We start from the raw sequence: 19,581 nt of genomic DNA, 5'->3' as shown, positions 1-19,581 counted from the left end.
TCACTATGTTGTTTCAGTAAATGCACTTGAAGCCGCGTACTACTTTTGCAGTAGTGCGTTTAACCTCAGCTTTGCTACAATAAGGCTGTTTTTAACTCATCCCTTTTTTGGTTCTTACCATGCTTAAGTCTCTAATTTTACATTGTTTAGCAGTAAGTACGCTTTTACTAAGCACATCATTCAGTGCTCATGCACAAAAGAAGGCAAATTTCGCCTATATTGGCTTAGAGCCAGAAATAGTCACAAACTATATTAGCGACAGCGCACGCAAGCTTGGCTATGTTCGTGTACAGGTTGAGCTGATGGTATATGACATAGAGCAGCTGGAAATCGCGGAGCATCACATGCCACTGTTACGCTCTACTGCTATCGAAATATTTGGTCAACAGCCCGCAGCAAAGGTCAAATCGTTAACGGGCCGAGAAGAAATTCGATTAGCGCTTTTAAAAGCACTAAAAGAGCACATGAAAGAAGAAACTGGCGGCGAGGTTATTAAAAACGTGATATTTACCAAATATTTATATCAGGGCGATTGATTTGAATAGAATGAATAAGCGCCAACGACCTCAACTCGGTTTTTTGGCGCCTAAGCTGAGCATTGCAGCCAGTAAGCATCCGGTGACCAAACCCGCCGTATGCGCTGCGTTTGCCATGTTTACTCCCAATACATTAGCAAAGAATACGTCCGCAAAACCGAGTACTAACCACACTAGCATAAAGCCAACTATAGAATTGGGTAACGATAACCCCCAGCTTGGGCGCAGCCAACCTAGCCACCACACAAACCCCATAACGGCATACACAACACCAGAAAGGCCACCAAAGAGGTACAAGTTAGCCTGCACTGGTTCACTAAATAGCGCCTGAGCCGCATTAGATACTACCGCTGACACTGTAAAAACAATAGTAAGCATAGTAATACCAAACGTGCGCTCTATTTTGGCGCCAAGCATGCCCCACCACAATAAATTAAACACAATGTGCAACACACTGAAATGTATGAATGCCGGGCCTAATAACCGCCACCACTGATGATTTTCTGCCAGCAGGCCAAAAGGCTGCATCAGTAAATGTTGTGCAATTGGTGCAAATAGTCCTAGCAAAGATAAGCCGTATACCAATAAGCACAGAATAAATATCAAAGAGGTAAATGGGGCTGTAATCGCATTCGCGGCAATTTGCTTAACGGATAACCCACTGGGTGACCCTGATAGCTGAACATTTTGGCCATTATCCCATGCTGCCTGCTGATATTTTGGGTGCCCCGGGTTTGCAATAAAGTCTTTAGCAATAAGCTCTGCTTGCTCGGTATGCTCAGTATCTTCGATACACACAACAAATTCAGGCGGTACGGGCTGTTCTGATGAATGCTGTTGTCTCACAGAAGCGGTCACACCTTGGCTGTTGAGGTAATTGGCGAGTAGGTGCGCAGCACTTTGCTGATTGAACGCGATTAATGGTTGGCCCATAGGCTGAGGTAGCTCCCAAACACATGATTCAAAATAGAGAATGTAATAAGCATGAGTGTAAAAAAGAAAACAATACGATAAACCAGTCTACCGATTCAACAAGCATATCGATTCGACAAGTGTATTGATAAAGCGTGGTCAGAGAAAGAATAAAGGTGCTCATCTCAACATGCTCTACGGCATATTGAGGTAAGCACCTTTATCAGACTTCTATTAATTATGGTTTATTTATTCGGTCTCTACAGGGTTAGCTAAACGCCAGGCTTCAAACCCTCCATCCATACTATAAACCGTTTCAAAGCCTTGCTGAGCGATAACGTGGGCAGCTTGCTGACTACTCACACCGTGATAACACACCACAACAACAGGCGTGTCTTTCGGCGTTTGCTCTACAAACGTAGAGAAATTGTCGTTGTTCAATGGCGCTGCGTTCGGCATATGTCCGTTAGCGTAAGATTGCGGATCGCGAATATCAACAATAGATACCGGACCTGTAAAATCAGCAACGTCTTGCACGCTGATATGAGAATATGTGCCCATTATTGCCAGTCCAAAATTACTTTACCTGATTGCCCTGAGCCCATAGTATCAAACCCTTTCTGAAAGTCATCTACGTTATATGTATGAGTAATGATTGGCGTAAGGTCTAGGCCGCTCTGCAACAGGCTTGCCATTTTGTACCAGGTTTCGAACATTTCACGACCATAAATACCTTTAATGACTAGCCCCTTAAAGATTACCTGATTCCAATCAATAGCAACATCGCTCGGCGGAATGCCCAGCATGGCAACTTTACCCCCGTGATTCATTTTATTAAGCATATCGCGAAGCGCTGCTGGCACGCCTGACATTTCCAGACCAACATCAAAGCCTTCCGTCATCCCTAAATCATTCATCACATCTTTCAGGTTTTCTTTGGACACATCAACTGCGCGAGTGGCGCCCATTTTTTCTGCAAGGGCTAAGCGATATGGATTGATATCTGTAATCACAACGTGACGAGCACCCACGTGCTTCGCAACCGCTGCCGCCATGATGCCAATAGGTCCCGCGCCGGTAATAAGCACGTCTTCACCAACAAGGTCAAAACTTAGCGCAGTGTGCACGGCATTGCCAAACGGGTCGAAAATTGACGCGAGTTCATCGCTGATATTGTGAGGTATCTTGAACGCGTTGAAGGCGGGAATAACGAGAAACTCAGCAAAGGCGCCAGGGCGATTAACGCCTACCCCTTCGGTATTACGACACAGGTGTCTGCGACCTGCTCTACAGTTTCGGCAATGCCCACAGGTAATGTGGCCTTCACCAGACACCCTATCGCCTATTTCGAAGCCTTTAACTTCTTGCCCCATTCCAACCACTTCACCCACATATTCATGACCCACAACCATAGGCACTGGAATAGTCTGTTGTGACCATTCGTCCCAGTTGTAAATATGCATATCAGTGCCACAGATGGCGGTTTTACGAATTTTGATTAACAGGTCGTTGTGTCCCACCTCGGGTTTAGGCGAGTCCTCTAACCAAATGCCGCGCTCGGCTTTTGCTTTTACCAGTGACTTCATGAAATCACTCCCATTTCTCGGCCTATTTCGATAAAAGCATCAATGGCTTTGTCTACATGCTCAATAGAGTGTCCTGCAGACATTTGGGTACGAATTCGAGCCTGCCCTTTTGGCACAACGGGGTAAGAGAAACCGATAACATAAATACCTTTTTCAAGCAGTTTATCTGCCATCTCACTCGCTAAACGGGCATCGCCAAGCATCACTGGTATAATGGCGTGGTCTTTACCTGATAGGGTAAAGCCAGCGTCTTCCATACGACGGCGGAAGTGTTCTGCGTTGCGCCACAATTTAGCTCGAAGGTCTGCACCCTCTTTCATCATTTCAAAGACTTTAAGCGATGCTGCCACAATAGGAGGCGCTACTGAGTTTGAAAACAAGTAAGGGCGTGAACGCTGACGCAACCACTCAACCACTTCTTTTTTACCCGACGTATAACCGCCTGATGCTCCACCAAGTGCTTTACCCAGTGTACCGGTAATAATATCCACGCGGTCTAAAACGCCGCAATACTCGTGACTTCCGCGACCGTTTTCGCCAAGAAAGCCTGTCGCATGGCAATCGTCAATCATTACCATGGCGTCGTATTTGTCAGCCAGATCGCAGATAGATGCAAGGTCAGCAATTACGCCGTCCATCGAAAATACGCCATCGGTAGCAATAACTTTAAAGCGCGCGCCTTCTTCGTTTGCCTTAATGAGTTGCTCTTCTAAGGCAGCCATGTCGTTATTTGCATAGCGATAGCGTCTTGCCTTACTTAAACGAACACCATCGATAATACTCGCATGATTAAGGGCATCTGAAATAATGGCGTCTTCTGGACCAAGAATAGTTTCAAACAGCCCACCATTAGCATCAAAGCAAGACGGGTAAAGAATGGTATCTTCTGTGCCTAAAAAGTCGCTTATAGACGTTTCGAGCTGCTTGTGAATATCCTGCGTGCCGCAAATAAATCGTACGGAAGCTACGCCGAAACCGTGAGAGTCCAACCCATTCTTAGCCGCCTGAATTAGGCTTTCGTTGTTTGCTAACCCAAGATAATTATTAGCGCAGAAATTAACGACATGGTCACCATTAGCCACATCGATATCAGCTTGCTGCTGAGATGTGATCACGCGTTCTTTTTTATATAAACCATCTTGTTTGGTGGCTTCAATTTGCGATTGCAAATGGGAAATAAATGCCGCTGACATGCCGTTCTCCGAAATTCGTAAAATGATATTTTAATAAAAGCCTCGAGATGAATATACAGTGATACGCTCTATTTAGCAGGAAAGCCGATGAAGCGTGTAAATTATTTAGCACACATTGTCATTAACACTAGCTGCCTAGCATTAAGCGTGAGACAGTTTCCAAAGCCCGTTTTCGACATTTTTGCTCAATACGCTCCAAATATGTTGCTCTGGAATAGGTTTACTTATCATGTAACCTTGCCCAAAATCGCAATCAAATTTGCATAGCAACTCGTACTGGGCCTGTGTCTCTATACCCTCGGCGACAACCTGCATTCCCATATTGCGAACCATAGATACCGTGGAGCTCACAATATTTCTATCGTCGGCATCGTCGGTAATATTTGAAACGAAAGAACGGTCAATTTTAATAAAGTCTGCCGGTAGCGATTTGAGATAACTTAGTGAAGAATAACCGGTACCAAAGTCATCGATAGCCAACATACAACCCATTTCATGAATCGTATTCATAATAGCGCGAGCTCTTTTGATATCAGAGACTAACACCGTTTCTGTAAGCTCTAGGCATATCTGCTCAGGCGCTAGTTCATTGCGCTGTATTTGCTGCTGCAAATAGTCGGGTAAGCTAGGGTCGGCAAATTGCCCCGCCGACACATTAATAGCCACTTTCATATTGCGATAACCGCTATGGCCAAGTTCCTTGGTGAGGGAGCAAGCTCTAGCGATAACCCAGTAGTCTAACTCAAGCATAAAAGTGGTATTTTCTAATAACGGTATGAAATCGGCAGGCGAAATAATGCCTTTGGTAGGATGAAACCAGCGAAGCAGCGCTTCAAAGCCAATGAGTTTACCCGTATGCAATGCTATTTGCGGCTGCAATGCGAGACTAAACTGATTACCCCTAAGTGCTTCTCGCGCCTCTGACTCTAATTCTACCTTCTGCATTACCGCTAAATTCATTTTCGCTTCATACACTCGGTAGGCTGCACCTTGCTTTGATTTTGCTGCATACATTGCAATATCGGCGTGCCGCAACAGCTCAACGGGTGTTGCTTGTGCATGGCTTGTAATAGCGATACCTATACTCACAGATATATAGAATTTCTGACCATTGATAACAATGGGCTCGGCAAATTCATTCAGCAGCTTATTGGCAATAAAATCGACCTGAGACCGACTGTCAACATCTGAGAGCAACACCACAAACTCATCGCCACCGAAGCGAGAGGCAATATCGGTTTCCCGAATAGGCCGTGAAATGCGCATGGCTGCGGCCCTCAATAGCGCATCACCCACATCATGGCCGTGGCTATCGTTGACTTTTTTAAAGTCATCTAAGTCCATGAACATCAATGCAACGAGCTTTTCATCGCGAAATGAACGGGCAAGCTGCTTTTCAATTTGAAATGTCAGCATATTTCGGTTGGGCAACCCAGTAAGCACATCAAACATGGCCATTTTTTCCAGCTTCGCGGTATTTATAGCCATTTGACCATCAAAGTCTTCAAGCTGCTTTGCTAAATTATTTGCCGCGCTTTCTACCACATCTAATTCGTCAACCAACTTCAAACTCGACACTTTTCGCTGCCTAGCGGCGTTGGCGTGAAATTCTGAAAATTTGTGCTCTGCCAGCATGGGAAGTCGCTCGCTGATAGAAAGCAAGCGCTGGTTATAGCCATTTAAAAATAGGTATAACAGGATTGAAAAGATGAGAAATAAAATAACCGCTGAGCCTACCACTATGGCTTGATACTGATTGGCTTGCTGAACGGCCGCGGTAACGTCTTGGACAAGGAGCAAGTAAGGTCGATTCGCGTTACCCTCTGAGAATGGTAGCAAGCTAACGAGAAGTTGCTGATTATTTAACCTAACATCGACACCTCTGGTTACTAAAAGATTAACTGACCAGTTAACAGGAAGGCCATCGAAAACTTGCTGTAGATATTCTCTATTTGCTGCAGATAATTGACTGGCTAGTGTTAACGAAGGTGTAACGTCGTTGTCAGTATTGTTCTGCGCTGTTTGTAGCAACTGTGCAATTTGTACAATAGCCACTTTGTGTACCCCCGCAGCGCGATTAAACAAGTACAAGAGTTCGCGCATTGAGGTAGACACCACTACAACTGGAACGGTATCACTGCCGCTCATAATAGGAATAGACATATAGTGAGTACAATTTTTGTCGCAGACAATAGTTGAACGGCTTTCGAAGCTGGCTTGGGTTGAGCTAACTAATTCGGCGACGGCTTCACGATAATGGCTAATATTGGTGCCCACGACACCAGACTCACCAAACAATAAAAGCTCTTCTACCTGAAAGTTAAGAGTGAAGTATTCCGAAAGGTTTTGAAGTGTGCGTTGAAGTTCATCGAGGTTTTTGCTCTGCAGGTCCCTTTGCTGACTTACAATATCAATAAGGTTTATCATGCGGTTATGCAGCACTTCTTCAAAAAGCCGGATACGCCGCTGGTGACTTATCTGGTTTTCTCTTTGCTGCAAAAGCAAACTCGCTTCCGATTCTTTTATTAATACTACCGAAATTACTACGGTTACGGTTAATACCATCGCCATTAATATAGCAATTGTTTTGGTAGTGAATGATACTTGCACCTTCATATAGCGTGTTACCACCAATACATCAATTGCAGCGACCACATCTGCCAGTTTTTATCCGCTCGTTCTGCAACGTTGCGATCCAGCAAACTCACTACCCGCGTGGCTCCTTCAACCCAGTGGTATTCTCCCTGCAAGCGCCACTTAGGCGCAATATCCCAACGTACGCCCAATGTAGTGGTGTCTTGATAACCAAAGTATGCGGGCACGGCACCGTTGGAAAATTGCTCCAAAAGCTTCCCATCCCGGTCATTTACATCATTTACGTAGGTATCGTAGCCTATTAGCCCACTAATCTGGCTAGTGAATAAATACCTAAACTGAACAAATCCACCTTCGCCGCGACGCTTGTCATTAAAGTCTGGCGCAAATAAGCCCCTACTGTGTTGGGACTCTGAAAGTAACTCCATAGACACTTCCCAATGCTCAGCAAAATACTGTGTTGACAGCATAAAGCGCTCTACATTTGCCTCCCCAGCCACACGGTTATCCTGCTGTGAAGGAGTGTAGCTAAAGTCGGAGTTAAGCCAGCTTACGCCCACCTTCCAGGCCATAGATGCCGGCTGCCAAAATACACTTGCTTGATGAACAAAATCTTGCTTCGCCTCGCCATTCGCCTCTTCTCCCAGCAAAAAATCTCGTTGGGACGAATTTATATTCGAACGCCCATAACTCCAGTTTAATTCCCAAATATTGTTTAGACCGTAGTGGGTAAAGCTAGTTAATATGCCGTTGCTGCCAAGCGCCACATCGCGAAAGCCGTCAAAATAAACGGATTGAGGCAATACCGCGGTATAACGAGTTTGCGGTACATCACGGGTGACAGAGTAAAGCCAATGCCTGTTTTTAAATCGGCCTGCGTGAATATGAGCTTGCCATCCGTTCCCTAAATTAGGCAATTTCCAATCAACAAATAAGTAATCAAGGCGTGTCCCCTGCTCAAAGCGATTCCCACCATCTAAATAATTTACTTGCCCTGCAATAGATAAATTTTCAGACAATCGATAAAGCCCGTTGATACCGATTTCAGTAAGCTCACCAGTAACAGCATCACCATCGGTTATAAAGCGACTGTTGTTAGACTGAGTTACCCCCTGAGAAGCGTATCCATGCCATGCGAAATCTGCTGAACAAACAGCAAAGCTGCTCACTAACAATGAAAAATAGATTAATCCTTTCATTTTTCTTCTACCTCAATACGGCGCAGCTTAACGATATCGTTCTTGTCACCATAGCCGATAGCTCCTTCTGTTGACTCGAGTGCTTCAATTAACGCTTGATATGACGATACTCTTACGGGCGTAACACCTTGCCCCGAATAAGTGAGTTGATCCCATAAGCGCGATAGCTGATAAGGGAACATCTGTAATATGTCTCGGCAGAACTGCTTGTGTAATTCATCATTGTCTTGCAATACAAAAACGGTGATTTTCTTGCCGTTTGCCCAATATTGACGGTGACCTGTGAAAATTTGACGCAGTTCAGAACGGTTTAATTGTGAAATGGAGACGCTCTCGTGCGCCATCACTTTTAGGTCGGCGGCGTACGAAAAAGGAGATGTCGCAACGAGCAACATCACAATAAGAAATGTACGATAAGAAATACGAGAAAAAGACTCAACGAGCCGCCTTATCGAGGGCGTTTTCATTCAGTAACAGCTCCCTGTTTTTAAACAAAAGCACAGTGCGTTATATTATCAGTTAAGCACAGTGTAGATAAAAGCTGAACACTTTACTCAGTAAAAATTACGCTATGCGATATATGGGTGAACTTTTTCTCTCACTTGCTCAAAAGAAATACTTTGCATGAGGTTATCGCCTTTCGCTCTTACACCCCAAGGCAGTTCTTGCCAAGCCTTACCTTTTTGCTCTTTAATGCATTCACCGTAAACCGATACAACATCATCAAGGCTGTTGTAGGGCCCAGTTCTGAGCGGGTTTGAATGTGCATAAAGCCCCACAACAGGGGTGCCAACTGTCGTTGCCATATGCGCAGGCCCCGTGTCTGGGGCAATAACTAGCTTGGCGTGTTTCAGCAGCATAAGCAGCTGATGCAGCGACGTTTTTCCAGTGAAGTCTTGCAGAGTGACATTTGCGGTGTTTTTTATTGCATCAGCAGTTTCGCGGTCCAACCTCCCCGGACCGCCGCACAATATCACGTTCATATTGTTGTGCTGAATATATTCGGCAATACGCGCGTATTGCTCTGGCAACCAATTTCGCTCGGCTTTACTTGCAGCAGGGGCAATAACTGCGTATTTACCGAGGGCTTTAGCCTGTTGTAACCCCCATTCACTATCTTTTTTGGAAACGGGAATATGCCACGCGGGTTTGTCTACGCTAGGAACGCCTAATGCATCTGCAAAATCCATAAACCCATCAAGTACATGGGCATGCTTATTTGCTGATATACGTTTATTGGCAAACAGCCAATGCAGCTCTTTACTGCGAGCCCAATCAAACCCTATACGCTGCTTAGCTTTTATAACGCGAGATGCTAAGTTTGCTCGCAAAGCCACCTGCATCATTAATAGTGCATCAAATACCTCGCCTTTTACCGCCTGTTCAAGGTCTTTTACTGCCGCTTTGCCGCGCTTTTTATCAAAAATGATAAAGCGTATATTAGGCATTAATTTAACGAGTTGATGCTCAACTTTTCCTATCACCCAGGTTATTTGGGCATCTGGCCACTGGGTTTGGATACGAGTGACCATGGCAACCGCATGACATACATCACCGATTGCAGACAAACGCACTATACAAATTTTTTTTCCCACGTGGCGCTCTCTTTTTTCTGAAAAACTACTGCTAAAAAACTATTGCTGAAAAACTTTAATAAACCGTTAGAATGTCAAATTTACCATAAGTTGTGAGAAACATGGCGACAATACGACGAGACTCAGGTGCCGGTCACCACTTTCTATACGACAGCGCCATTATCGATGAACCGAGTATCGATACCTTCACTCAGGAGCATTGGGAAGTTCAACATAAAATTATCGGGCGTGCGAAAGGACGAGGAACAACCTTGTTTATCGAGCACGAGCAGCATAGTTGGGTGCTTCGACACTTTCAGCGTGGTGGATTAATTGGCAAATTATTGAGTGATCAATATTTGTTTTTGGGAGTTGAGTCTTCTCGTCCTTTTAAGGAGTTCAGGTTGCTTGCTGAAATGCGCAGAGAAGGGCTAAATGTTCCGGTACCAGTGACTGCTCGCATTCACCGCAGGGGCATGGTTTATCGCGGCGATCTTATCACCGAAGAAATACGGGGCAGCCAAGACTTACATAAAGTGCTTTGTTGTGAGCCTCTCAAGCCAGAGCAGTGGCAAGCCGTCGGGCATGCACTCGCTGCAATGCACAACCATCAGGTGTACCATCATGATGCCAACATCCGCAATATTATGATAGATGACAAGCAAACAATTTGGCTCATTGATTTTGACCGCTGTCGCAAGCGTGAAGGACAGCATTGGAAAGCCGGTAACCTCGACAGATTACTGAGATCACTGCTAAAGGAAAAAGAGCAAAACGCCATTTTTCATTGGTCAATGGATGAGTGGCAGCATTGCCTTAACGGCTATTCGTCGATAGCAAGAACAGCATAACTGCGCTCATAGAGGCCAATAAAAGGACAAGTATAAGCGCAATGGGAATAGCGGCTAACTATGATACAACTGTGTTACATTGAAGGCACAGATATATTTAATAACTACCTTACAACTTCACTCTACACTCATTTTATAACTAAAAAGATTCGACATCATGCATACTAGAGCACTTTATCCAGGTACTTTCGATCCGATTACAAACGGACACGCCGATCTTATTGAACGAGCATCACAATTATTTTCTCGCGTGATTGTAGCTATTGCATCAAATCCAAGTAAGAAGCCTTTGTTCACGCTAGAAGAGCGTGTGGAAATGATTAAGCAAGTTACCGCCGACCTTCCTAATGTTGAAGTGGTGGGCTTTACTGGGCTGCTTGCAGATTTTGCTGATGAGCAAAACGCCACCATTCTGATTCGTGGCTTGCGAGCGGTATCTGATTTTGAGTACGAATTTCAGCTAGCGAATATGAATAGACGCCTCAATCCTAAATTAGAAAGTGTCTTTCTCACCCCAGCTGAAGAAAATTCGTTTATCTCTTCTACACTAGTAAAAGAAGTTGCCCTTCACCGCGGTGCTGTAAGCGGATTTTGTCACCCTGTTGTAGAAGCTGCCCTGCAAGCGCGATTAGGCAAGAAAAAATAGACTTTCTGACGCTTGAGTCTGCTTGCGCAGAGACTGCTGTCGCCAAAGACCGCTGACACCAGAGACCCATCGTGTTGAGTGACAATCAAACCCAAAATACCGCAAGAGCGGTTATCGCTGGCAGTGAATACAGAAAAAGGTGTTGCGCTGCCCGATGACTTTGCTTTGAATTGGGTTACCGCACACCTCACAGTCTTCCCCTTTCCTTCCGTAAACATTAAGGTGCTGCGCGAAGTAGCCAGGCTTACCATCGGTTTGCGCGAAGTCTCTTAGGGTCGTTCCCCCTTGCGCGATTGCTTTCGCTAATACCTGTTTAATATTGTGGGTTAAACGCTTATAACGCTCTGCACCTATGCGACCTGCTTGCCTACGGGGGTCGATACCACTTAAAAATAACGCTTCATTTGCATAAATATTGCCCACGCCGACCACAATCGCATTATCCATAATGAAACTTTTAACAGGACTCTTTCTACCGCGAGATAGTGTATAGAGACGATTTTCATCAAAAGCCTCAGTAAGCGGCTCTGGGCCTAAATTATCTAATAGACCAAGTTGTGTATCAGGTGCTTGAAATAACACCGCACCGAAGCGTCGAGGGTCATTAAGACGCAAACATTGACCCGTGTTTAAGACAATATCTACATGGTCGTGCTTTATTAGCGGTGTTGACGCATCAATAACCCGTAGCTTGCCAGACATACCAAGATGTAAAACCAAACTTCCCACGGCCGTTTCAATGAACAGGTACTTAGCTCTGCGCGTTACGTCGTTAACTTTATGCCCTACCACCAATGAAACCTCTTCAGGTATGGGCCAGCGCATCCTTCTCTCGCGAACAATGACGTTTGCGATAGTGTTATTGATCAAATGCGGTGATACACCTAAACGGCTCACTTCAACTTCGGGTAACTCAGGCATTCTTTATATCCATGGGAGCAATGTACTTAGAGACACATTGTCTAATGCATACCAATTATTGTCTACTTTCACTACGGTGGCAGAAGGCGTTGGGTAAAAGGCGTAAACCCGACCGTTTGTTGCACCCGCAAGCCACACCACAACAACAAGGGGCTCTATTTCAGATATATCATTTTTAAGGGAAGTCAGATAACGAAGCCGCGCTTTTTGCCACCCGACTATTTGTGCTTCTGGACTGATTGAAAGATTGCCCTCAGTACTGCGTTGACGCCACTGCTGACCACTCCTAACAAGCTGGTTGTCGTCATGCTCTATTTTTAACACATAGGCGTTTTGCGGCAACAAGTTGCGTACTTCAGAGGTATCTTGTTGAGGGCGTAAGCTGTCGATGTTAAACAAAGCAATCATGATCAACATGGCAACGATGACCACGTTATTCATTGCCCGCTGTGAAAGTTTTGCCATTGCCTATGCCTGTTACAATGAAAAAGGAGATAAAGAGCAGACATAGTAAAGCTTCAATTCTTAAGATACTAGGGCGTGGTTGAACATATCAAGGCTCTATCGTGTTTGTGCGGGGAAAGATTTTATCACCATCTCGCTACTACTGCGCGCCACTCGACGTACGACTGTGATTTGTCGTGATCTGAAACTCAAAAAGGGGGATCGGCACTGAGAATATGTAACCTGATAATCGCAAAAAACCCGGCTAAAGCCGGGTTTTCGTGGAGACAAAAGCAAGTGCTCTTTCTAAAAGGGCTTTACTTGATTTTTGCCTCTTTAAACATAACGTGCTTACGCACAACAGGATCAAACTTTTTGATTTCCATTTTGCCAGGCATGTTACGCTTGTTTTTATCAGTGGTGTAGAAGAAACCTGTGCCAGCTGAAGAAACTAGTTTAATTTTATCACGCATTGTCGGTTTCCTTAGATTTTCTCACCACGAGCACGAACGTCAGCTAATACTGAGTCAATACCTTTCTTATCGATGATACGCATGGCTTTAGCAGACAAACGTAATTTAACAAAACGGCTTTCGCTCTCAACCCAAAAACGGTGAGTTTGAAGGTTTGGCAAAAAGCGACGGCGAGTCGCATTTCTTGCGTGTGAACGGTTATTACCAACCGTTGGACGCTTACCTGTTACTTGGCATACTCTTGACATTGTATTTGTCTCCAGAACAACGATAACTGTCGCGCCAGTCGTTCCCACCACTCAAATAGTTGTTGGGTCAAAAGGCGTATTACTATAAATTAGAGGGCGCATTTTATACAGCAAAGGCAGGATCATTTCAATGAAAAAGTTAAAAAAGCTCAATTTTTAACTGCTTTTTCTACGATCTCGGCATTTCTACTACTAATTACCGTACTTTAATTAATAACCGCAACCCACAACCGATTATTTTTGTGCTAATTTACATTGAGCAGTCGGCTCAACAAAAGCCACAAATAAAGTGAGTGCAACGATACCACGCACGCACGTGCGCGTCATTAAAATAAAAAAGCAACTACAATAAAAACAACTATGCAAAAATAGGAACAGCATTGCGAAGAGTAATTACATTTGGCACATTTGATGTGCTTCACGTTGGTCACGTACGTATTTTGCAACGAGCAAAAGCGCATGGAAATCATCTTACGGTGGGCTTGTCTTCTGACGAATTGAATTTTAGTAAAAAGGGTAGAAACCCTATTTATCCCTTTTCTAGTAGATCTGAACTGCTGAGTTCTATGCGCTTTGTTGATGCTGTTTTCATGGAGGAATCCCTAGAAAAAAAGCGAGATTACATTCTTCAGCACAAAGCAGATGTGCTAGTAATGGGTAATGATTGGGAAGGTAAATTTGACGAATTTCGCGACGTTTGTGACGTTGTTTATCTGCCAAGAACTCCGTCTATTTCTACAACCGAAATCATTGAAATAATTAGAGATGTTAACGGATGAAGTTTTTACTCTACCTATCACAGAATTACTCTTTTGAGATTCTGCGCCCGCTTTGTTTAATAATGTTGAAAGAGGGACATGACGTCAGGTGGTTCGCAGAGGGCAAACAAGTAAATAAGTCACAATTTCAACCTGATGATATTGTTTTATCCACTATATCTGAGGTAATAAGTTTTCGACCCGATGCATCATTTCTGCCTGGAAATATTGTCCCTTCGTTTATTCCTGGTTGAAAGTACAACAATTGAGAGCGGTAAATTTTACGTATTTCTTGGCCCAAACTCATAAGTTAGTAAAAGCTCACACTTCGTCTTGCGCAGCGTTTAAAGCGCTAGACAAAAGCTCACCTTTTTCAAGCTTGAATTTAAGTGTTTTTACATTTGTTTGGAAGCGCTCGATGTCTTCTTTACTCAGGCTCGTTAATTTACTTGATAACTCACTCAAGGAACTGACAGTAATACCAATATCATGTTCCGTCACAAAAGCTGCCATTGCGGCTTTATCCCAAATAACAATTGGTATTCCACACAAAAGATACAAAGATAACTTGTGGGGATTATTGTATTTAAGGTATTGACCCGCAACACCATCGCAAGAATCTAAGGATTCACCGTACCAGACTAAACCAAAATCACCATCGATTCGGTCTATTATTTCATCGGCAGGAAACATTCCCTTATAATTTAAGACCGAACCCTCTGACTTTTTCACCGAATCAAGATAGAAACCAACACCATATAAATCCATGGTGAATCCCGCTGTTTCAATATCATCAAGTGAATATATAAAGCTTTTTCTCGACCCCATATTACCGGCAAATACAATTCGCAGATTATTGTAGTCAATCGTCGCTTTAGGTATGGAAAGTTTTGGTTCATGTAAGTAATCAAAAGCACCAATTTCAAACATTTGTGGCTTGATATTCTGACTTTCAAACCAAGTTCGCATTGCTTTGTTATGCACAATGAGTTGGTCAGACTCATTTAAGGTATCGATTTCTTGTTGTGAATAGCCGTATTTGCCTTTGAGGCTCTTAACATCGTGGACAATGGTAATGATTTTACAATTTTTGCGTTTAGCACCCCATAAGCAGTATCCATAAAACTTGTTGAATGGATACTGTATGCAGATGTAACTATTCTTTGGAATCCGCAGTATTCCCCACGTTACTCCAATTGCGCTTATCAAGGTACCCAGGAGCGAATTGGAGATCCATGTCTGCTTAAAGCCTACATTGCGCCAACCATTGTTTAATAGAATGGTTTCGCAATCCATTTTCGCTTTGCCCGCTGCATCGAACTTTGAACGATAGTTTCGGGCAATAAACACTTTTTTTATCATATTGCTAACTTAACTCTTGCGACGTCAATTTCAACGCAGCTTCTATCGTGTCGTCCATATCATAGTATTTATAGTCAGCTAGTCTGCCACCAAATATGTACTTTTTACGATATTCCGAAGACTGAGCCAAAGCTTGATACTGACTCAATAAGGCTTCATTTTTTTTGTCATTCAATGGATAGTAAGGTTCATTATCTTTGCTAAATTCATGCGGATATTCTCGCGTAATAACGGTTTTTTCACCCTTGCCGAATTCAAAGTGTTTGTGTTCAAGGATACGTGTGAAGGGTACACCTTTATCAGTATAATTTACGACAGCATTTCCTTGGAAGTTATCCATATCGAGCACCTCCGTTTCAAAATGCAAGCTACGGTATTCTAGTTTCCCAAACTGACAGTCAAAGAACTCGTCAATTTTCCCCGTATACAGAACCTTGTCTGCGATAGCATCATACTTTTCCTTTTCATCAAAATAATTCACGCCAGTTTGAATTTCTGTATCGCCAAACAATCCGTCAATTAGTTTGTTATAGCCGCCGATTGGGATCCCTTGGTATACGTCGTCAAAATAATTGTTATCAAAAGTAAAACGAAAAGGTAAACGCTTAATGATAAATGACGGAATTTGGGTCGCTGGCCTACCCCACTGCTTTTCGGTGTAGCCTTTAATAAGCTTTTCATACAAGTCTTTACCACCGAGAAATAGTGCTTGCTCTTCTAGATTGCTAGGTTCTATGTCCTTGTAGGGTGCGCGCACTTCTTCGATTTTGGCTTTTGCGTCCGACGGCGTTACTACGCCCCATAACTGATAAAACGTGTTCATATTGAAAGGAAGATTGTAGAGCTTGTCACGATAGTTCGCCACCGGCGAATTTACATAATGATTAAAATCTACAAACTGATTTACATAGTCCCACACTTCCTTATTGCTGGTATGAAAAATGTGCGCGCCATATTTATGCACATTGATACCTTCTACATTTTCGCAATAAATATTGCCACCCACGTGCTCTCGTTTATCGATGACCAAAACACGCTTATTTTGTAAACCAGCTTGATGCGCGAAAACAGCACTAAACAAGCCAGCTCCAACGATTAGGTAATCAAATTTAGCGCTTGTCGTCATATATTATCGTCCGTGTTGAATTAAGAAATACTGTTAAAATCAGAGTCATCAGCATAAGCGCCACATGTGTAAAAAATCAATGAGTAAGCAGCGTTCAAGGCTGACACTCTAATGACATCTACCGTGCAATCATATTTCGAAATAACAAAACCGGATATACTAGTTCAATTCAAACTAAATTGGAAACAGTTTAAAAGCAGATGCACTTGTCTGTGACTATAAAAATTGGACTATTGGAAAAGAAGTATCAATACGCTTTTGCGAGGTAAAGCCGTTCAAAGTCATAAAAAGGGAGCATAGCTCCCTTTTTTAATCGTAAAACGGCGCCCTTATTTCCGTTTGATTAATCAACCGGGCAGGTCGCTGTAACATTTGTCCACCATCTCGAGAAATGGGTATCCATGGGAAGAAGCCACGCCCTTTTGAAGGCTGCAGCAGAAATAGGTCTGTGGGTATTGAAATATAGAAGCCTTTAGTAAAACTTCCTTCCCCATACTCTTCTGACGATACATTAGTAAACGCAGCAAATGCCCCCACAATAATCCCACTATCAAAACGTTTCGCGTAATCGATATTCACGCCTTTATCTTGTGCGAGGAATTGCCCTGCACTCACGGTTATTTGCGTGTCATCTAAGAATTCCGGCTGCCAATAGACACTCGCGTGGCCTGTTATTGCGTCGTAATCTTCCAAAGCCAACTGCTTTAATGGGTCACGCTGTTTAACGTAATTAATATCCAAGCCGTAGGCAATATTACTATCAACTTCGCGATACATTATTTCGCCGCCAACACCCGCAAACATAGTCTCTAAATAACCCGCATATACTTGCCCGAAAATATTTTCAGCGACTTGGTCTTTGTAGTGCAAAATAGCAGTGTCCAACCATACATCGTTCTCAGACACGTATTCTCTTACCCGTGTTCTTACTCTGGGCAGAGATACTTCTTCATTATCGACAAGGTAATTAAACTTATCGAAATTATCGAGCACGGTTACACGTGCACTCCCTCGCAGTGAAAGCTTTTCATCGAATGCATATCCGCCACCTAACAAAAAGCCTGTCTGATATAAATAAAATGCTTCTGGATTACCGAATGACTGAGTAAAGAAGAAGTCTGCGCTATAAAACATGCCTTTCGTATTTTCAGGCTCATAAGCATCTAGCACTTCTTGCGACGGTTCAGTTCTTATGTAGGTTTGCTTAATGTCGGCATCTACAGACTCATAACGAGCTGCCGCAATAAAGGCTTCGGCGTCGACTTGTGTGTCTACCATTGGCTGACCACCACGATTGTCTACAATATGATAGGTTTTTACCGTATCTGGCAGCTCAGAGGCCGCCACGCGACCAATTCGCTCTATTGCTTCGTCTTGATCCCTGTAACTCACTTGCGTACCGTAAAACGTCGCTTTGTTCTCTTTTAATTCTGCATCCGAAAGTACAAAGCCAGCATCACGAAAAAGGTCGTTATACAATGCTGACTTATTAACGTCTTCAATCTTTTTAGGCGGACGTCTTGCCATTAGCGACCGTGGCTCCTTGTCGAATTTCAGCTGCGACGCGGTATTCATATTGAAACGATACGTTAAGCCAAACCCAATGGTGTTGCCACGCTGGTAATTAAATGAAAAGTCGACGTCTTTATATCGATAGACCGCACCAATATTCCAACGAGAATCTTGCTCAAGCTCACCAGCACGGTCTTCAGAGTAATCATTACCTTCAAACTCTAGCTTTAACGTCAGCGGCTCCCAAGGTGTTTGATATTCGATACCACCAAAAAACGACGCAGTGCCTTTAAAGAACTGATCGTAATCTACTTTTCCGCCTCTGCCAGAAAAGCCTCCAGGGCGTTCACAGAAACTGTCTCTCAGCTCACAAAAAGGGTTAGTAATATCATCAGCGGTTCCTAGATAGCCCCATCCCAACCCTAAATGAAAATCAAAGGGTCCTACAGATTTACTGGCATTGATATATTCACTTTCAAAAAAACCGGTTCCACCAAAATCTCTAAATCCAACACTGATATCCGGTAAGTAATAGCTTTCTTTCCACAGTCTAAACTTAACGTCTAAGCCTTTATCTTTGAGCGTTTGATCTCCACTGAACGACTCTACTTGACTGTAGAGCTGAGTGCGCACATCGGTATAACGTGCAGTAGCCTCCATCCAGTCATAGAGCTGTATATTGACCGACCAAAAACGATACTCTCCGTTATCGGTATAATTTATTGCCATGCCGCCTTGCTCACGCATACGAGCCGTTGGCGTTTGTATGAGACCGTTTCCACCTTGCACCATCTGCGAGGGCGTAACGTTTATCTGCGTGTTAGCTTGCGATGTAGTCGATAATACACTGCCCACAACCAGCGCTAGTGTTGTTCTTTTTGAAGGAAAATACGCACTCATTGAGGAAGAACCCTGTGTACTGCTAAAGCGGCAACCCGCTGATTAAGCTGATTGATTTTATTGCTGAATAACTCTGATGAAACAGGTACATAAACCTGACTACCCGGCATGAGTTGTGAAAAATCAAGATTCCAATAAGCAACGCCTTTGCGCTCAACTTCACCATTTGGGTGTATGACGTAAACAATACTCTTGTCTGCGTCGTCAAGTTTAGCCACTTTGTGCGACGCTGTATAAACAGACGTATCGCTTTGATGTTGGTATGCACCAGGCTTTTCAACCGCACCAGAAAAATGAAGCACATTGGGCCGCCCATTCAATCTCAACCAATACTTACCAGGCTGAAACATAGGGTTGTCTTCAAAAAATAAGCGGGAACGATTATAGGATATGGGCATATTTAAACGGGTAGATACCGTCCACTCGGCCACTTGTTCGTATAAATCATTGAGCGCTTTGTGTGTGTTGCTGCCTTTATCGAAGTGAGTTAACAACTCTCTAATGCTAGACAGCACCACTTCTTTTTCATGTTCAGCTTTAGGATTGACCAAGTCAAACGCTGCAGCTGTCGGCCAGTACCATTGGCCGTTATCCGCCACAATAGACAGTGCGCTTGATAACCTAATGGTTCTATCAAACTGATAGGTTTGTTTGTTTATCATTATTGTAACAAGATCGCTTTGGGCCGCAGCAGCTTGCGAAATTGTCATACTTAGTAACTGCGCGATAACAGCAAACAAAGTGT

At 43.6% G+C, this 19,581-nt stretch carries 20 protein-coding genes; 4 read left to right on the top strand and 16 right to left on the bottom strand.

Annotated features, from left to right (window positions below; translation table 11 throughout):
- The first annotated feature begins 119 nt into the window (after positions 1 to 119).
- Positions 120 to 536: a flagellar basal body-associated protein FliL gene (locus ACOJR9_RS00440; RefSeq protein ID WP_420934486.1), complete on the top strand. Its 417-nt coding sequence runs from the start codon at positions 120 to 122 to the stop codon at positions 534 to 536.
- 30 nt (positions 537 to 566) lie between these two features.
- On the opposite strand, the gene glpG is transcribed toward ACOJR9_RS00440, so the two are convergent.
- The 8 genes from glpG to ACOJR9_RS00400 all read right to left on the bottom strand — a co-directional run bounded on the left by glpG (position 567) and on the right by ACOJR9_RS00400 (position 9,553).
- Positions 567 to 1,469, bottom strand: a complete 903-nt coding sequence (glpG, locus tag ACOJR9_RS00435) for a rhomboid family intramembrane serine protease GlpG (RefSeq protein WP_420934485.1) — start codon at positions 1,467 to 1,469, stop codon at positions 567 to 569.
- Between the two features lie 228 nt (positions 1,470 to 1,697).
- Complete coding sequence (gene glpE, locus ACOJR9_RS00430) at positions 1,698 to 2,009, bottom strand: thiosulfate sulfurtransferase GlpE (RefSeq protein ID WP_420934484.1); 312 nt, start codon at positions 2,007 to 2,009, stop codon at positions 1,698 to 1,700.
- On the bottom strand, positions 2,009 to 3,034 hold the full coding sequence (tdh, locus tag ACOJR9_RS00425; RefSeq protein ID WP_420934483.1) for an L-threonine 3-dehydrogenase: 1,026 nt from the start codon (positions 3,032 to 3,034) through the stop codon (positions 2,009 to 2,011). Before tdh ends, glpE begins: the two co-directional genes overlap by 1 nt.
- Entirely contained in the window at positions 3,031 to 4,227 is a 1,197-nt protein-coding gene (locus tag ACOJR9_RS00420) for a glycine C-acetyltransferase (protein WP_420934482.1), read from the bottom strand. The genes tdh and ACOJR9_RS00420 overlap by 4 nt, the downstream gene beginning before the upstream one ends.
- A 141-nt stretch (positions 4,228 to 4,368) precedes the next feature.
- Entirely contained in the window at positions 4,369 to 6,843 is a 2,475-nt protein-coding gene (locus ACOJR9_RS00415) for a putative bifunctional diguanylate cyclase/phosphodiesterase (RefSeq protein WP_420934481.1), read from the bottom strand.
- An 8-nt stretch (positions 6,844 to 6,851) separates the two neighbouring features.
- Positions 6,852 to 8,021, bottom strand: a complete 1,170-nt coding sequence (locus ACOJR9_RS00410; RefSeq protein WP_420934480.1) for a hypothetical protein — start codon at positions 8,019 to 8,021, stop codon at positions 6,852 to 6,854.
- A complete protein-coding gene (locus ACOJR9_RS00405) occupies positions 8,018 to 8,488 on the bottom strand; it encodes a hypothetical protein (RefSeq protein WP_420934479.1) in 471 nt (156 codons plus the stop codon). Before ACOJR9_RS00405 ends, ACOJR9_RS00410 begins: the two co-directional genes overlap by 4 nt.
- A gap of 102 nt (positions 8,489 to 8,590) precedes the next feature.
- A complete protein-coding gene (locus ACOJR9_RS00400; protein WP_420936008.1) occupies positions 8,591 to 9,553 on the bottom strand; it encodes a glycosyltransferase family 9 protein in 963 nt (320 codons plus the stop codon).
- 164 nt (positions 9,554 to 9,717) lie between these two features.
- Between ACOJR9_RS00400 and ACOJR9_RS00395 the strand changes: the two genes are divergently transcribed.
- The gene (locus tag ACOJR9_RS00395) at positions 9,718 to 10,446 is read left to right on the top strand and encodes a 3-deoxy-D-manno-octulosonic acid kinase (protein WP_420934478.1); all 729 of its coding nucleotides are present in this window, start codon (positions 9,718 to 9,720) and stop codon (positions 10,444 to 10,446) included.
- Between the two features lie 157 nt (positions 10,447 to 10,603).
- Entirely contained in the window at positions 10,604 to 11,092 is a 489-nt protein-coding gene (coaD, locus tag ACOJR9_RS00390; RefSeq protein WP_420934477.1) for a pantetheine-phosphate adenylyltransferase, read from the top strand.
- A 111-nt stretch (positions 11,093 to 11,203) separates the two neighbouring features.
- Here the strand turns inward: coaD and mutM are convergent, their stop codons facing one another.
- The 4 genes from mutM to rpmB form a co-directional block, all read right to left on the bottom strand.
- The gene (gene mutM / locus ACOJR9_RS00385; protein ID WP_420934476.1) at positions 11,204 to 12,013 is read right to left on the bottom strand and encodes a bifunctional DNA-formamidopyrimidine glycosylase/DNA-(apurinic or apyrimidinic site) lyase; all 810 of its coding nucleotides are present in this window, start codon (positions 12,011 to 12,013) and stop codon (positions 11,204 to 11,206) included.
- Between the two features lie 3 nt (positions 12,014 to 12,016).
- Entirely contained in the window at positions 12,017 to 12,478 is a 462-nt protein-coding gene (locus tag ACOJR9_RS00380; protein WP_420934475.1) for a hypothetical protein, read from the bottom strand.
- Positions 12,479 to 12,774: 296 nt separating this feature from the next.
- Positions 12,775 to 12,930 (bottom strand): 50S ribosomal protein L33, encoded by a 156-nt coding sequence (gene rpmG, locus ACOJR9_RS00375; RefSeq protein WP_013786148.1) that lies wholly within the window; start codon positions 12,928 to 12,930, stop codon positions 12,775 to 12,777.
- An 11-nt stretch (positions 12,931 to 12,941) separates the two neighbouring features.
- A complete protein-coding gene (rpmB, locus tag ACOJR9_RS00370) occupies positions 12,942 to 13,178 on the bottom strand; it encodes a 50S ribosomal protein L28 (RefSeq protein WP_420934474.1) in 237 nt (78 codons plus the stop codon).
- Between the two features lie 380 nt (positions 13,179 to 13,558).
- On the opposite strand from rpmB, the gene ACOJR9_RS00365 reads away from it, so the two are divergent.
- A complete protein-coding gene (locus tag ACOJR9_RS00365) occupies positions 13,559 to 13,957 on the top strand; it encodes an adenylyltransferase/cytidyltransferase family protein (protein WP_420934473.1) in 399 nt (132 codons plus the stop codon).
- A 300-nt stretch (positions 13,958 to 14,257) separates the two neighbouring features.
- Here ACOJR9_RS00365 and ACOJR9_RS00360 read toward each other — a convergent pair whose 3' ends face one another.
- The 4 genes from ACOJR9_RS00360 to ACOJR9_RS00345 all read right to left on the bottom strand — a co-directional run bounded on the left by ACOJR9_RS00360 (position 14,258) and on the right by ACOJR9_RS00345 (position 19,546).
- Complete coding sequence (locus ACOJR9_RS00360) at positions 14,258 to 15,298, bottom strand: hypothetical protein (protein WP_420934472.1); 1,041 nt, start codon at positions 15,296 to 15,298, stop codon at positions 14,258 to 14,260.
- A gap of 4 nt (positions 15,299 to 15,302) precedes the next feature.
- Complete coding sequence (gene glf, locus ACOJR9_RS00355; RefSeq protein ID WP_420934471.1) at positions 15,303 to 16,424, bottom strand: UDP-galactopyranose mutase; 1,122 nt, start codon at positions 16,422 to 16,424, stop codon at positions 15,303 to 15,305.
- A 309-nt stretch (positions 16,425 to 16,733) separates the two neighbouring features.
- Positions 16,734 to 18,836, bottom strand: coding sequence for a YjbH domain-containing protein (locus ACOJR9_RS00350; protein ID WP_420934470.1), 2,103 nt, complete (start codon positions 18,834 to 18,836; stop codon positions 16,734 to 16,736).
- The gene (locus tag ACOJR9_RS00345; protein WP_420934469.1) at positions 18,833 to 19,546 is read right to left on the bottom strand and encodes a capsule biosynthesis GfcC family protein; all 714 of its coding nucleotides are present in this window, start codon (positions 19,544 to 19,546) and stop codon (positions 18,833 to 18,835) included. Before ACOJR9_RS00345 ends, ACOJR9_RS00350 begins: the two co-directional genes overlap by 4 nt.
- Positions 19,547 to 19,581: the final 35 nt, after the last annotated feature.

Source organism: Alteromonas ulvae (assembly GCF_048987005.1).
GTDB lineage: Bacteria > Pseudomonadota > Gammaproteobacteria > Enterobacterales > Alteromonadaceae > Alteromonas.
This window is presented reverse-complemented; position numbering and strand designations above follow the sequence as displayed.